Raw genomic sequence first — 15,279 nt, 5'->3', positions numbered from 1 at the left:
AGTAGTGATACCGTAAGCATGTTTTATGGCGTGCTTACGGTATAAAGCCTTCTTTTAACTCTTTATTAAGAGTTGTTAAAATAATCCGTCATTTACAAAATGCTTCTGCCTGAGAAAAGAAGCCTCCCAAATCATTGCCACATATGAGTATGAGTGTTAAAAATCAGCGTTTTATGGCTCGCTTTGTGAGCCATGTATGCCTTCTTATGGCCCTTGTTATCGGGGCTTTTGCCTATTCTAAACCTACCCCCAAAGTCAAAGAAAAGCCTCTGGTAGTGTTTGTAGCTGGCGACCATGAGTATAGCGGTGAGCAAACTTTGCCCTTGATTGCGGCCGAATTAGAAAAAAATTATGGGGTGCGTACGAAAGTCATCAAATCGTATCCTGACCAAAATGCCGAAAAAGATATCCCCGGTTTAGAGGTGCTTCGGGAAGCGGATTTGGCGATATTCTTTTTGCGCTGGCGACAGTTGCCGCCCGAGCAGCTTCAGTATATCGACGAATACCTCAAATCGGGCAAGCCAGTGATGGGTTTTCGGACTACCACCCATGCTTTCAATTTCCCTAAAGGGCATCCCTCAGAAGTTTGGAATGCTTTTGGAGAAAGAGCTTTTGGCTCGCCTCCGGGTTGGGGAAGAGCAGGCCATACGCATTATGGACACAACAGCTCCACCGATGTGACGATTGCCCCAGAAGCTGCCAAAAATCCAATCCTTACCGGTGTGGCTCCTTCATTTCATGTACGTTCTTGGCTTTATCGCGTGCGTCCTGATTATCCACCTCAAGATGCCACTGTTTTATTGATGGGCAAATCCGTAAATCCTGACAAAGCGGCTATCGACAATCCGGTGGCTTGGACTTGGAAAAACAAAGAAGGGGCGAAGGTGTTTTTTACAACCCTCGGGCACCCCGAAGATTTCAAAGACGAGCCTCTGCAGCACCTCACTATCAATGCTATCCACTGGTTGTTGGGTAAGTCTGTTCCTAAAAAATGGAAAGGAAAAATGGACATTAATGTACCCTACAGAGGTATTGTCAAATAAAGCTCATTGGCTTTCAACACAAATAATCAAAAATAAACCCTTCATATAAAACCCACAAACCCATGAAATTAAGCATCAAGGGATTGTTCGTGGCAGTTGGAATGATGGTGATTGGATTTAGTTCTTTCCAATCTACCCCGCCCAATGCCCTGCAAGTTGAAAAAGGAAGCCATATTTCGTTGATTGGGGGCAATTTAGGCTCTCGAATGATGAATTATGGATTCTTTGAAACCGAAATGTACGTTCGGTATCCCGACAATTCATTACTGATTCGTAATATGTGTGATGGTGGCGATACCCCCGGATTTCGCCCTCACGCTAGCCGCAATACTCCTTGGGCTTTTCCAGGTGCTGAAAAATTTCAGACCGAATTTGCAACCAATTCTCACAGCGAAGGGCATTTTGAATATCCTGATGAATGGCTTACGCGCCTCAAAACCGACATCATTGTGGCGATGTTTGGCTACAGTGAGTCTTTTCAAGGCAAAGAAGGACTAGAAAATTATAAAGCCGAATTGGACGCCTTTATCAAATGGACGCTGAATCAAAAATACAACGGTAAATCAGCGCCTCAACTTGCCATCGTATCACCGACTGCTTTTGAAGATTTGTCGTCTATTTATGATGTACCCAATGGCAAAAAAGAAAACGAGAACTTGTGGCTTTATACCCAAGCCATGAAAGAAGTAGCGGAGCGTAACAATGTACTTTTTGTGGATGCTTTTACCCCTTCTAAACAATGGTACGCCGAAAGCAAAGACCCCTTAACGATTGATGGCTCGCAGCTCAACGAAGAAGGCTATAAAAAGTTTTCGCTTTTGTTGACCGACAAAGTATTTGGCAAAACTTCTGCTAAAGCAGAGTCGAATCGTCAACTTGTAAAAGAGATGGTTTTGGAAAAAAACTGGATGTGGCACAACGACTACAAAATCCCCAACGGTGTACACGTCTATGGGCGTCGCTACAATCCTTTTGGCCCCGACAACTATCCTGCTGAGATTGAGAAGATTCGACAAATGACCTCTATTCGGGATAGTGCCGTATGGCTTGCCGCTACCCAAGGTAAAAAAATGGACCTCGCCGCCGCTGATAAAAATACCCGTACACTGCCTGAGGTGAAGACCAATTTCAATCCTGACAAAAATGGTAGTTTGACCTATCTCTATGGCCAAGATGCCTTAAGCAAACTCAAAGTGCCAGACGGATTTAAGATAGAACTGTTTGCTTCTGAGCAGGAGTTTCCAGATTTGGCCAAGCCGATGCAGATGTCGTTTGACAACAAAGGCCGTCTGTGGGTAGCGGCCATGCCTAGCTATCCGCATTACAAACCTGGCGATGCCAAGCCCAACGACAAAATCATCATCATTGAAGATACCAATGGTGATGGCAAGGCTGATAAAAGCACCGTTTTTGCTGATCATTTGCATTTGCCACTTGGTTTTGAAATGGCTCCTGAAGGTGTATATGTTTCGCAAGGAACCAACCTCAAGCTTTTTACAGATACCAACGGCGATGATAAAGCAGATAAAGTGGAAATTATCATGAGTGGTTTTGATGACCACGATACACACCACAACAGTAGTGCTTTTTGTGCCGATCCCTCAGGAGCTATCTATACCGGAGAGGGTGTGTTTTTGCACACAAGTGTAGAAACTTCTTATGGCACAGTGAGGGCTACCAATGGCGGATTTTATCGTTATAGCCCACAACTCAAAAAATTAGAACGAACGGCTCAGTTGTCTATTCCAAATCCTTGGGGAATCGCCTTTGATGAATGGGGACAGCCTTTCTTTGCCGAAACTTCTAGCCCTGACGTGCGTTGGATGCTTCCGGGAAGCGTATTGCCTCGCTACGGCGAAGCCACCCACAAGTCGTTTCAGTTAATAGAAGATAAGCATCGGGTACGGCCTACCTCAGGCTTGGAGTTTGTATCAAGCCGTCATTTTCCTGACGAACTTCAAGGGGCACTTCTCATCAACAATACCATCGGATTTTTGGGGACCAAAGCCCATAGCATGGTAGATGATGGCACGGGTTATAAAAGCCGTCATTTGGTAGATTTGATTGTGAGCGAAGACCGCAACTTCCGCCCAGTAGATATGGAATTTGCACCTGATGGCTCCTTGTATGTGATTGATTGGCACAATATCCTGATTGGACACATGCAGCACAACGCCCGCGACCCCCTCCGCGACCACATGCACGGGCGGGTATATCGGATTACGTATCCTTCACGTCCTCTCGTCAAACCCGCTAAAGTAGATGGGGCGAGCATTGATGAGCTACTCGAAAACCTTAAACTGCCCGAATACCGTACCCGTTATCGGACGCGTCGCGAATTGAGAGAGCATAATACTGCTCAAGTGCTTACAAAACTAAACGCTTGGATTGCCAAACTCGATAAAAAAGCCCCTCGTTATGAGCACTATTTATTAGAAGGGCTTTGGGTGAGCTGGGGATTGGACAAAGTCGATCAAAAATTGCTACGTCAATTGCTCAAAGCCAAAGATTATCACGTAAGAGCGGCGGCCGTACAAGTAGTAAGATACACGGGGCATCAAGTGGCTGACCAAGCGGAGCTACTCATGCAAGCAGTAAAAGACGAAAACAGTCGCGTGCGTCTAGTGGCGATTGTGGCCGCATCGTGGTTGTCCAAAGAAAAAGGCTTGCCGATTTTGGCAGAAGCCGCAAAAAAACCACTTGACGAGTGGATGATTCATGCCCACGAAACGGCGGTGGCTCACTTAAGCGGAACCTCAGTCAAGAAAGCCAAAGAAGCCGAAACCAAATCTAACCTCAAAGGTGCGGAGGCAGAGCTATTTGCAATGGGAAAAGAAATTTATGGCAAAGAAGGCTACTGTGTCACTTGTCACCAAGCTGATGGCAAAGGTTTGTCGGCGTCGGGTTTTCCTCCGTTGACAGGCAATAAATGGGTGCAAGGCAGTGAAGAACGCCTTATCAAGATTGTGTTGAAAGGACTCATGGGGCCTTTGGAAATCAACGGCGTAAAATACGCGGGTCAAGTGCCAATGACTCCCTACGGTGGGTTGCTCAACGACAAAGAAGTAGCGGCAGTGTTGACTTATGTTCGTAATTCTTTCGGTAATCAGGCGCCTGCTGTATCACCAGAGAAGGTGAAACAAGTACGGGCGGCTACCGAAAGTAAGAAGGATTTTTATACCACTACCAAACTCCTCAGTGAACATCCTTTAGAAAAATAAACCTAAAATAATTACTTCCTCAAAAAGGCTTTGTATGGTGTGTGGGCATCAGCAAAGCCTTTTTTTGTGATAAAATTCTGGCCACTCAAAAATTTATTTCACAAAGTATCCAAAACACTAAGGGGACTTTTTCCGAAACTTGTCTTTTATATAAAGAGTCAAAGAAAATTTTATCCAAAATTGATATGGTGCAAGTGGCTTTCCCAGATTATACCGACGACCAACCTGCGCAGTCTCAGTCATCATTGCTGTCGGGGGAGAGAAGCGACCATACAGAGGCATTGCCAGAAAAAGGCCGATTGCATGATACAGAGTTTTTTCTGAAATCAACTTTTGAAGACAATCCCTCCAAAGGATGCGCTTTATTGTTTAGGCGGTATCACAAGGCCCTGTGTAATCATGCCGTTCGGTTTGTGTATTCCAAAGAAATTGCCGAAGACTTGGTTGCGGATGTGTTCTGTAAATTTTGGAAAACAAAAGCCTATGAATCAATTGCTACTTCTTATCGATTGTATTTGTTTCGGAGTGTGAGAAACGAGGCTATCAATTATCTCAGATGGGAATTTAAAGAGACCGAAGAAATAGAGCAAGCCATACAGCGAGAATCCTCCTTGGGACATCAGCCCGACCACGCCACTCAGTACGAGGAAGTATGCCGCAAGGTGGAAGAATTGGTCGAAACGCTACCTCCTCAGTGTCAGAAGGTTTTTTTGTTGAGTCGTTTTGAAGGTAAAAAATACCAAGAAATAGCTGATGAACTAAGCATCTCTATCAAAACCGTAGAAGTTCACTTAGGAAAGGCCTTGGGTATCATGCGGAGCGGTCTTAAAATGTATTTATGACTAAGGGGATTTGGCCTGATTCTCATCTTTAATAGTAAAAGCACCATCGATGAAAACAGAGATAAGCAAAGAATTGGTTTTTAGCTATTTTGCATCCAAAGCCTCTCCACTCCAGCGGAAGCTAGTAGAAGAATGGCTCAAGACCAATGAAGAGCAATATTACGAATGGCTCGAAGAATGGGAAAGTACGCATCCGCAGTACTTGCCCGATAGCGAGGCTGCATTACTGAAATATGAAGCTTTTTTGGAAAACAACCCTCAGTCTGTTGAACCCCTCATTGTTTCTTCTGAGGAAACAGAAGAGTTGATATTGCCTCTTAAACCAACCATTTGGTGGAAGTGGGGTATGACGGCGGCAATGGTAGTAGGGGGGTTGACAATAGGAGGGTGGTTTTTTCGAGACAATATACTTTATCAAACGTATCAAACAACTTTTGGCGAAACAGAGGCACTAACCCTCAAGGATGGTACTCACGTAACCCTCAATGCCAACTCTTCATTGAGAATCCCCCGTTTTGGCTTTAGCCAAACAGCGCGGGAAGTTTTCCTAGTCGGAGAGGCTAATTTTGAAGTGACACATCAAGCCAATCACCAAAAGTTTGTGGTAAAAACCGATAAAAACTTTGAAGTAGTGGTACTTGGGACGGAGTTTACGGTGTATGCGCGTCAGCGGATTTCTAAGGTCGTGCTCAACAAAGGAAAAGTAAAGGTTCAATACCGAGAAGGCAATACCCAAAAACACTTGATGATGAAACCCGGTGACTTGGTAACCCTTGATAACCAAAATCGCCTTTCTCGAAAAGTAACCAATCAGCCCCAAAACTATGCGGCTTGGGAACAAAAACGGTTTGTTTTTGAAGAAACTACCCTCCAAGAGGTTGCGTATCTACTCCAAGAAAACTATGGTCTAGAGGTAGAAATCAGTGGAAAACCGCTAGCCGAACGCGTAATTATGGGCTCTTTCCGTGCCGAAAATGTAGATGAATTGTTACGCTCTATTTCTGAACTTTTAGACATCAATGTGGTCAGACAGGGAAACCACGTACAGCTGACCGACAAGTAATTCGATAGCATACTTTCAACTCTAGTTTTTATGAATAAACAAATACAAAAAGCCTCAAAAATGGGGCTTATGATAGGCGTATTGTTTTTTGGGAAGCAATTGGGCTGGTCGCAAGCCTTTGCCAAAGCCCAAGACAATCCTCACAAGACGACCGAACAGACACGCTATGGTGCCTCTCGTCTTCTCAAAGACGTACTTAGCGACCTAAAAACCCAATATGGGGTGGAAATTATGTTTGAGCGAAAAGTGGTGGAAGGGATGACCGTAAGACCAGAAGTAATCAATAATCGGTGGGATGTAGAAAAAAACTTAACGCATATTTTACGTCCGTTAGGGTTGCGATTTAAGAAGGTAAATACCAGTTCTTATTTAGTGATTGCAGATAAAAAATCACAAAAAGCCGCCGAAAATACCTCTGCAAATCAGCAAGAAATGGACGCTGCCATGGTTGAAATAAAGTCCTCTCAAGAAATAGCGCCTTTGCAAAGAGTATCACATCAAAATGCCTTAGAGCAGGTCATCAAAGGCAAAGTGGTAGATGCTGATAAAGGAGAAGCGCTGCCTGGTGTAAATGTTTTGTTGAAAGGAACCCAACGAGGAGCTACTACCAATCCCAATGGAGAGTTTTCAATCACCGTTCCTAATGAGAAGGCAATTCTAGTTTTTAGCTTTGTAGGTTATGAATCACAAGAATTAGTGGTAGGTAATCGTACACAATTTGATATTAGTCTTAAAACGGATACCAAAGCCCTAAGTGAAGTTGTAGTAGTGGGATATGGTGCTGTAAAAAAGCGAGATTTGACGGGAGCAGTGGGTTCTATTGGGTCGACTGAATTGAAAGCTCAACCCGTGAGTTCGTTTAACCAAGCCCTGCAAGGGCGTGTATCAGGAGTGCAAGTAACCAACTCCTCCAATGCTCCTGGCGGTGGAATTACGATTCGGATCAGAGGTGGTAATTCTATTTCAGCTAGTAACGACCCTCTCTATGTCATTGATGGTTTTCCAGTTACTAATCCTGCCCCCGCAACAGGAGCAGGCAACTCAATACTATATCCTAATCCACTAGCGACAATCAATCCTAATGATATCGAATCTATCGAAATATTAAAAGATGCCTCTGCTACGGCCATTTATGGGTCTCGTGGTGCCAATGGAGTGGTATTGGTCACTACCAAGCGTGGAAAAGAAGGACAAGCTACGGTTGATTTCGACGTTTATTATGGCTATCAAAAAGTCACCAAGATGCTTGATATGGCTACTGCTGAGGAGCATACTGCTGCCAAAAACGAGCAATTAAGAAATCTAAATTTTGCCGAACGCTACGGAAATCCAACGGGAGCGTACCCCAAAAAACCATCGGAGTATGGAGTGGGTACTAATTGGCAAAAAGAAATCTTTCAGGGAGCACCCATGCAGAATTACCAGTTATCGGTTTCGGGTGGGACAGATAAGTTGAGGTATATTGTGAGTGGCAACTATTTTAACCAAGACGGTATTGTGATTACTTCTAATTTCAAGCGTTATACTTCTCGTATTAATTTAGATGCCAGAGTCAGTAATCGACTAAAAATAGGGGCAAATTTTACCATAACCCGTAGTTATAACAATAGTGTCAACGAAGTAGGCAGTAGCAGCTTGGTAGGCTTGGCACTGCGAGCGTCTCCTGCTAGTCCTATTTATGATGCAACGGGCAGTTATCAGCTTCTAAATGTAGGGCCAGGTTCGGGATTTAGCTCGGTCGCCAATCCTGTGGCAGTGGCTAGGACTAGCACCAATCTTCTCACTAGTGACCGTGTTCTAGGAAGTGTTTTTGGGGATATTACGCTCGCGGAGGGCTTGACTGCACGCATCAGTATAGGTACGGATATTCTCAATTCTCGTCGCAACATCTTCTATACGCCTCAGACACTCATCGCTAATACCGTGAATGGCTATGGAAGTAATGGTACCTCTAACAACATTAATTTGCTGAATGAAAACATCTTGACTTATACAAAGACCTTTAATGAGCATACATTGGATGCCGTAGCAGGGGTGACATTTCAGAACAATCGTGAAGAACGCACCTACGCCGAAGCGCAAGATTTTCCAAATTATACCCTTGGTGCCAACAACATTGGGTTAGCAAACAAACCGCTTCCATCAACGGGTGGAGTGCAGGAATGGGGCTTGAACTCCTATTTAGGAAGGCTGAATTATCGCTTCAAAGATCGTTATTTGCTCACCATAACGGGTCGAGTGGATGGTTCGTCGCGTTTTGGAGCTAATAATAAGTACGGATTTTTTCCATCAGGAGCATTTGCTTGGCGGATTTCGGATGAGAACTTTTTAAAAAATAACCGTTGGATAAGTGAGCTAAAACTGCGCTTGAGTTATGGTATCACAGGCAATGACGGCATTGGTCTTTACAATTCATTGTCACAGTATGGCACTGCACGTACGGTATTTGGTGACCAAGAAGTGTTGATGATTCAGGCTTCACGCATCGCCAATCCAGATTTGCGTTGGGAAAAAACCGCCCAACTTGATGCTGGTTTTGATTTGGGATTATTCAACAATCGTCTTCAATTGACCGCTGATTATTACATCAAAACGACCACAGACTTGTTGTTAGGTGTTGAACTACCTGCCACCACTGGTTTTACAAGTGTTACTAGAAACGTGGGTAGTTTAGAAAATAAAGGCGTGGAGTTGAGCGTCAATTCGGTCAATATAGACGGCAAATTTCAATGGAAAACCAATGGTAATATCTCATTTAATCGTAATAAGGTGATCAGACTCAACAACGCTGACCAGTTTTTTACGGGCAATTCCATCGTGAAAGTTGGGGAGTCTGTTGGTTCATTTTACGGAAATGTCTTTGATGGTATTTGGCAAACAGCCGACGAAATCAAAGCAGCAGGAACGTTGGCTCGTTCGGGAGATTTGCCGGGTGCTATTCGTTATAAGGACTTAAATGGAGATGGCATTTTTAATGAAGCCACCGACCGCCAAATTTTGGGGACTGGACTTCCCAAATTTATTTTTGGCCTGACTAATACTCTTTCTTACCAATCTTTTGATTTTTCTATTTTTCTGCAAGGTACACAGGGAAACAAACTGTTGAATGTCACACGGAAATCAATGGAACAGTCAGACCCCAGTGATAATTTACTCCGAACTGTCATTGAGGGTGCTTGGCGGGCTGATAAACCCTCGAATACATTGCCGTCGATTCGGCAATGGCGAAACACTGGAACAGACTCATTCTACATTGAAGACGGTTCATTTCTCCGCGTCAAAAATGTATCATTGGGCTATCAACTCCCCCTTCGGACAAAGTTTGTTAAACGGGCACGCGTTTACATAAGTGGCCAAAACTTATGGACGTTTACTTCTTATCGTGGTTTCGACCCAGAAGTAAACTCTGATTTTACGAGCAATGTGCAATACGGTGTCGATAATTACGCTTATCCTGCCGCTCGTACCTTTACTTGTGGGGCTACTCTTTCTTTCTGATCAGATTAAAAAAATTAAAGATGAAAAATACAACCTTACTTTCGGCATTGCTCACAGTATTTCTGTTGACAGCATGTGAAAAAAACTTGGAAGAGGTACCTCTCAGTTTTTTTGAAGAATCAAATTCCTTTAATTCTGCCGCCGACGCCACTTCTGCCATCAATGGCGTATATGACCGCCTCAAAAATGTCTATGGCATGACCATGATTAATTTGGCGGATCTCAACAGTGATGAATGCGAAGTACGCGAAGACAATGGCAGTGGAGATGAGATACATAAGAATCTATTTAACAGTGGAACGAGCTTGTTTGATGGGTTTTACACCAATAGTTATGTATTGATTGACCGCGCCAATCGGGTGATTGTCAATGTTCCTAAGATTACGATGGATACCAAGCTACGGGATCAAATTGTGGGCGAAGCCAAGTTTTTACGCGCGTTGGCCTACTTTAATTTGGTACGAGCTTTTGGAGATATACCCCTTGTAACGAGTGTTTCCAATGATGTTATCAATGTGCAGATCCCCCGCGAACCAGCCGAAAAAGTGTATCAGCAAATAATTTCTGATTTACAAGAGGCTGAAAAAACGCTCCCAGTAAAATATACCGTAGCTTCCGAAAATGGCAGAGCAACGATTGGGGCAGCTAAATCCATGTTGGCAAAGGTATATTTAACCCGTAAAGACTGGGCCAATGCGGCTTCTAAAGCTAAAGAGGTCATAGATTCAAAAACATACGCTTTGGTCCCTGATTTTAAGGATGTCTTTTTACCCGAAAAAGAGAATGGCCCTGAACATATTTTTTCGATTCAGTACAGTTGTGTCTTGCCTGCGTATGGCAGCCCAATGGCAGTAAATTTTTCTATATACTTCAGCTATCCTATTAATTTGACGGGGGGAAGCTATCAAGTAGTACCACAGCACGCGGCTTCATACTTGTCAGGAGATTTACGGAAAGACGTAACGGTGATTTATGAGAAAAAAATAGCCAACGGCACCGTAGTAGCCTCGCGTACGGGGCCTCATTTGGACAAATATTGGGATCCACAGGCTTGTGGGTCGCAGTCGGCGCGAAACAACTTTTTAGTCATTCGCTATGCCGATGTATTGTTGATGTATGCCGAAGCTCTCAATGAATTAAGTGGCCCTACCACCGAGGCTTATACGGCCATTAATACCGTGCGGGCAAGGGCACGAAAAACGCCAACAGATTTAAAAGACTTCAGTAACCTGACTCAAACACAATTGCGTGAGGCAATTTGGCAAGAAAGAAGTTGGGAGCTTTGTTTTGAAGGACATCGTCGTTGGGATTTGCTAAGAACAGGAAAATACATTGAAAAGATGAAAAAAATAGGAATAAATGCCGAAGCAAAGCACCTGCTTTATCCTATTCCAATTCAAGAGATTGATGTAAATCCAGCTTTGGTACAAAACCCTGGTTATTGATTGTTGATACTAGTATGGCCATTCTGAGCTTAAAGGTTAACCCCTCAGAATGGCTTTAATATTCACCTTTTACACTTTTATTTTAATATGAAAATTTGTCTTACCCTCTTATTAATACTGAATACTTGGCTGGCGTATGCTCAGGCTTCTTTCGATGTAGTGGTATATGGCGGCACACCAGGCGGTGTCATTGCTGCCGTGGCTGCCGCTCGTGAAGGGGCAAAAGTGATGCTCATAGAGCAGACAAAACATGTCGGAGGACTAAATACCAGCGGTATTGGCACTGCCGAGTCTGAACACATGATTGAAGAAACTATTTCGGGATTACCGTTAGAGTTTTATAGTCGTATGAGTCAATTTTACGGAAAACCTAAAACCGAGTTTTACTTTGAATCGCATGTAGCCGAGAAAGTCTTCAATGACCTTTTGAGAGAAGCAAACGTCAAGGTTGTCTATGAAGCATTTGCCCAAAAAGTAAATAAGAAAAATGCTGCTATTCAGACCATTACATTATCAAACGGCACCACCGTTACGGGCAAAGTATTCATTGATGCTACCTATGAAGGAGATTTGATGTCACGGTCGGGAGTATCTTATACGTATGGGCGTGAAAGCAAAGACCAGTATGGTGAGTCATTGGCGGGTGTAAGGTTTATTGATACTCCCATTGAAGCTTCTCCCTATGATGATAATGGCAAACTACTACCTGGATTTGCCGAGCGAAGCACACTTACCGAAGGGCAAGCCGATAAACGGGTGATGAATTATAACTTTCGGGTGATGATGTCAACAAGAGACGACCGAGTTCCTTTTCCCAAACCCGAACGTTACGAACCTCAGCGTTATATATTGCTTTCGCGATGGCTTAAAAATGAGCCCAATGTCAAGTTCAAAGACATCATTGATTTGTACGGTTGGAATTATCCCAAAGGGAAATACGAAACCAACAACAAACAGAAATCAATCATCTCTTTAGGGCACTTTGGCGGGAATGTCAACTACCCCGATGCCGATTATCCCGAAAGAAAAGCTATCTATGATGACCATAAAAACTGGACTTTGGGTCTTTTATATTACTTGGCCAATGACCCCTCGGTCCCACGTAATTTACACGATGCGGTAAATCAATATGGTCTTACGGCTGATGAGTTCAAGGACAACGGAAATTTCCCCTATTATCTTTACATTCGTGAGGCACGACGAATGAAGGGCGAATTGGTGCAGACCCAAAAGGATATTTTGGAAGAACGTACAAAACCTGATGCGATTTGTTTGGGCTCCCATTGGATAGATAGTCATCACGTACAACGCGTGGCTGTATCTAAAACCCAATTTGTCAATGAAGGACGAATCTGGGAAGTATTGACCAAACCCTACGAATTTTCGTACCGTACTATTTTGCCCAAGCAGCAAGAATGCACCAATCTACTTGTGCCAGTATGCTTATCGGTGTCGCATGTCGCGTTTTGTTCAGCACGGGTGGAATGTACCTGGATGCAGCTAGGAAATAGTGCTGGCATTGCCGCAGCAATGGCCGCTCGTCAAAAAAAATCCGTTCAGAAATTAGACATCGCTGATTTACAGACAAATTTAAAAGAGAAAGGAGTGATTTTGAGCATTAATCACCAAATTTGGGATGGAGAAAAAGATGGTAAAAAATGAGAAAAACACTGACGTTGTTCTTCACTTTTTTGGGGCTGACTTCATTTCAGCCCCAAAAAACCAAATTTTCTTACGATGTGGTCATCTATGGCGGAACGGCAGCAGGAGTGACGGCGGCAATTCAGTTGGCCAAAATGGGGAAAAGTGTAGCGCTTCTCGAACCCACTAAGCACATTGGCGGAATGAGTGTAGAAGGGCTTGGTGGAACTGACATTGACAATCATAAAGATTTTCAAAATAGCCCCGCCGTGGGAGGGTTAGCACTGGAGTTTTATCGCCGTATCGCCAAAGTCTATGGAAGAGAAGAGGCTTTTGAGAACGCGCTCAATAACAAAGTAAAAAACACAAGTCTCTGGCGGTTTGAGTCGAAGGTAGCAGAACAGGTGTTTAATGATTGGATAAAAGAACACAAAATCGAAGTATTTCTGGGAAGACGCTTGGCCGAAACGCCCCAAGCGGTCAGTAAAAAAAATACCACTATTACCGAAATTCGTACCGAAAAAGGAGAAGTATTCAAGGGAAAATTTTTCGTGGATGCGACCATTGAAGGAGATTTGCTGGCGCGGGCTGGTGTCAGTACAACGGTAGGACGTGAGGCCAATTCTGTTTACCATGAAACCCGTAACGGTATTCGTGCCGAAACCGATCATGCACAATTTTTGGTCAAAGTAAACCCTTATAAAAACCCCAATGATCCAAACAGCGGAGTGATTCCGACGATTCAGAACGAACCTCTAGGAACACCTGGCGCGGGAGATAAACGCCTACAGGCGTTTTGTTTTCGGATGTGTTTGACCAAAAATCCTGACAATCAAATTCCGTTTACTAAACCTAAGGACTACGACCGAGGTCAATACGAGATTTATCTGCGGTATATCAAAGCAGGTGGAAAATTGTATCGGCCTGGCGCAGGACTTCCCAACGGCAAAACGGACTTAGGTGCTTGGCACGACCTATCGCATAACCTCTACGGTATGAATATCGACTACCCAGAAGGTAGCTACGCTGTGCGAGAAAGGATATTGGAAGAACATAAAACGTTTACGCAAGGGCTTTTTTACTTCTTAGCCAATGACCCTGAAGTAGGCCAACTCGACTCCGCTTTGCAAAAAGAGTGGGCTAGTTGGGGGTTGCCCAAAGATGAATTTACTGACAATGACGGCTGGCCTCGAATGTTTTATGTACGCGATGCGCGCCGAATGGTGTCTGATTACGTGATTACGGAGCATCATGTCAAAAAACAAAACCCCACACCCGTATCTGACCCTATCGGCATGGCGTATTGGCCTACAGATGTACACAGCGTGCGGCGCATCGTCAAAGACGGCTACGCTTACAACGAAGGCTTTGTATTTGGGGGTGATTATTGGCAACCGTTGCCTATTTCGTACCGATCTTTGGTTCCTAAAGCGTCCCAATGTACCAACTTAATTACGCCTACTTGCCCCTCATCAAGTCATATTGCTTACGGAGCGATTCGCCTGGAATGGACTTTTATGATTTTGGGGCAATCGGCGGGTACGGCTGCGGCACTGGCACTAGACAATAAAACTACGATTCAAAACGTAAACTATCCCCAACTGAAAGCCAAACTGCTGGAAGGTAAACAGGTATTGGGATTGGAATAGAAAAAGAGTTTAAATAAATGGCAAAATGTGGAGGTCGCCGCAAGCGACCCCCACAAAATGAATGTTAAAATGGCTGTAAATGAGCTAGTAGATTCTTATTTTACCTTGAAGTTTACTTCTAAATTTTCCCACAAAATCGCGACTGTTCCTTTAGGCGAAATGGTATAGGTAAGTTGTTCGTGAAATTTTGAAGATTTTTTGGGTTTTACACTGACGCGCAAAGCGTCTTGCTTGTCATCATACTTGAAAGCACCCCATTGGTTAGGTACTTTATTAAAGATAATCGTCCATTCTTTTTCGTTAGGAATGGTAAAAAAGCCGTATTTGCCTTGGGCTAAGATTTGCCCTTCTACTTTCACATCTTGGCTTATCTCAAAGGTCGTAGCTTCGTTGGCACCTGTACGCCATACCTGTCCGTAAGGCACGAGTTCTCCCCATATTTTTCGACCTTTTACCGAAGGCTGCCCGTAGCTGATGGTAATGTTGGTATTTTCTACTTTTTGAGAAACTTGGGCGGGCGGACTAGGCCGGCTGTTTTTGTCTTGAGCCCAAACCGAAAAACTTCCCAGACAAACTGCCAAAATCGTGAGTAAAGACAGGGTGATTTTTGCATTCTTTTGCATAGCTGACATAAAAATTAAGAATTGAAATAAAAATTGAGAGCGCAAATCTCAGCAAAGACACATAGAAGACCTATGCAAACGGTGTTCAAATTGGAGCAAGTTTGTTCAAGTTTGTAATTTGTTGATAATCAGTACGATGATTTCTGTTTTTAGAAGTGCGTATTTTCAAGAAGAAGCCATAAAAATAGCATTGCAAGGCCCTGATAAGAAAGAGGCGTTGGAAATACCGAGGTCTTCTTTTGATATAAATTAAA

General features: G+C 43.7%; 9 protein-coding genes. 8 read left to right on the top strand and 1 reads right to left on the bottom strand.

The window, feature by feature from the left end:
- Positions 1 to 206: 206 nt before the first annotated feature.
- The 8 genes from G563_RS0122155 (at position 207) to G563_RS0122120 (ending at position 14,402) form a co-directional block, all read left to right on the top strand.
- Positions 207 to 1,043: a ThuA domain-containing protein gene (locus G563_RS0122155; protein WP_051211130.1), complete on the top strand. Its 837-nt coding sequence runs from the start codon at positions 207 to 209 to the stop codon at positions 1,041 to 1,043.
- Between the two features lie 62 nt (positions 1,044 to 1,105).
- Entirely contained in the window at positions 1,106 to 4,264 is a 3,159-nt protein-coding gene (locus G563_RS0122150; protein ID WP_028667238.1) for a PVC-type heme-binding CxxCH protein, read from the top strand.
- Between the two features lie 194 nt (positions 4,265 to 4,458).
- Positions 4,459 to 5,106: an RNA polymerase sigma-70 factor gene (locus G563_RS35565; protein WP_229598551.1), complete on the top strand. Its 648-nt coding sequence runs from the start codon at positions 4,459 to 4,461 to the stop codon at positions 5,104 to 5,106.
- A gap of 49 nt (positions 5,107 to 5,155) precedes the next feature.
- Positions 5,156 to 6,169, top strand: coding sequence for a FecR family protein (locus G563_RS0122140; protein ID WP_028667237.1), 1,014 nt, complete (start codon positions 5,156 to 5,158; stop codon positions 6,167 to 6,169).
- A 30-nt stretch (positions 6,170 to 6,199) separates the two neighbouring features.
- The gene (locus G563_RS35560; RefSeq protein WP_037327807.1) at positions 6,200 to 9,667 is read left to right on the top strand and encodes a SusC/RagA family TonB-linked outer membrane protein; all 3,468 of its coding nucleotides are present in this window, start codon (positions 6,200 to 6,202) and stop codon (positions 9,665 to 9,667) included.
- A 20-nt stretch (positions 9,668 to 9,687) separates the two neighbouring features.
- Positions 9,688 to 11,112 (top strand): RagB/SusD family nutrient uptake outer membrane protein, encoded by a 1,425-nt coding sequence (locus G563_RS0122130; RefSeq protein ID WP_028667236.1) that lies wholly within the window; start codon positions 9,688 to 9,690, stop codon positions 11,110 to 11,112.
- A gap of 87 nt (positions 11,113 to 11,199) precedes the next feature.
- Entirely contained in the window at positions 11,200 to 12,774 is a 1,575-nt protein-coding gene (locus tag G563_RS0122125; protein WP_028667235.1) for an FAD-dependent oxidoreductase, read from the top strand.
- A complete protein-coding gene (locus tag G563_RS0122120) occupies positions 12,771 to 14,402 on the top strand; it encodes an FAD-dependent oxidoreductase (RefSeq protein ID WP_051211129.1) in 1,632 nt (543 codons plus the stop codon). The genes G563_RS0122125 and G563_RS0122120 overlap by 4 nt, the downstream gene beginning before the upstream one ends.
- Before the next feature lie 95 nt (positions 14,403 to 14,497).
- Here G563_RS0122120 and G563_RS0122115 read toward each other — a convergent pair whose 3' ends face one another.
- Positions 14,498 to 15,025: a DUF2911 domain-containing protein gene (locus tag G563_RS0122115; RefSeq protein WP_028667233.1), complete on the bottom strand. Its 528-nt coding sequence runs from the start codon at positions 15,023 to 15,025 to the stop codon at positions 14,498 to 14,500.
- Positions 15,026 to 15,279 lie beyond the last annotated feature (254 nt).

This window comes from Runella zeae DSM 19591 (assembly GCF_000423565.1).
In the GTDB taxonomy this organism is placed as follows: Bacteria; Bacteroidota; Bacteroidia; order Cytophagales; family Spirosomataceae; genus Runella; species Runella zeae.
The sequence above is the reverse complement of the archived record's forward strand: the minus strand, read 5'-3'. Positions and strand labels throughout refer to the sequence as shown.

Excerpts from the sequence above, each read along its gene's own strand:
- G563_RS0122130 (WP_028667236.1), top strand. The coding sequence starts at position 9,688 with ATGAAAAATACAACCTTACTTTCGGCATTGCTCACAGTATTTCTGTTG.
- G563_RS0122150 (WP_028667238.1), top strand. The coding sequence starts at position 1,106 with ATGAAATTAAGCATCAAGGGATTGTTCGTGGCAGTTGGAATGATGGTG.
- G563_RS0122140 (WP_028667237.1), top strand. The coding sequence starts at position 5,156 with ATGAAAACAGAGATAAGCAAAGAATTGGTTTTTAGCTATTTTGCATCC.
- G563_RS0122115 (WP_028667233.1), bottom strand. The coding sequence starts at position 15,025 with ATGCAAAAGAATGCAAAAATCACCCTGTCTTTACTCACGATTTTGGCA.
- G563_RS0122155 (WP_051211130.1), top strand. The coding sequence starts at position 207 with ATGGCCCTTGTTATCGGGGCTTTTGCCTATTCTAAACCTACCCCCAAA.
- G563_RS0122120 (WP_051211129.1), top strand. The coding sequence starts at position 12,771 with ATGAGAAAAACACTGACGTTGTTCTTCACTTTTTTGGGGCTGACTTCA.
- G563_RS35560 (WP_037327807.1), top strand. The coding sequence starts at position 6,200 with ATGAATAAACAAATACAAAAAGCCTCAAAAATGGGGCTTATGATAGGC.
- G563_RS0122125 (WP_028667235.1), top strand. The coding sequence starts at position 11,200 with ATGAAAATTTGTCTTACCCTCTTATTAATACTGAATACTTGGCTGGCG.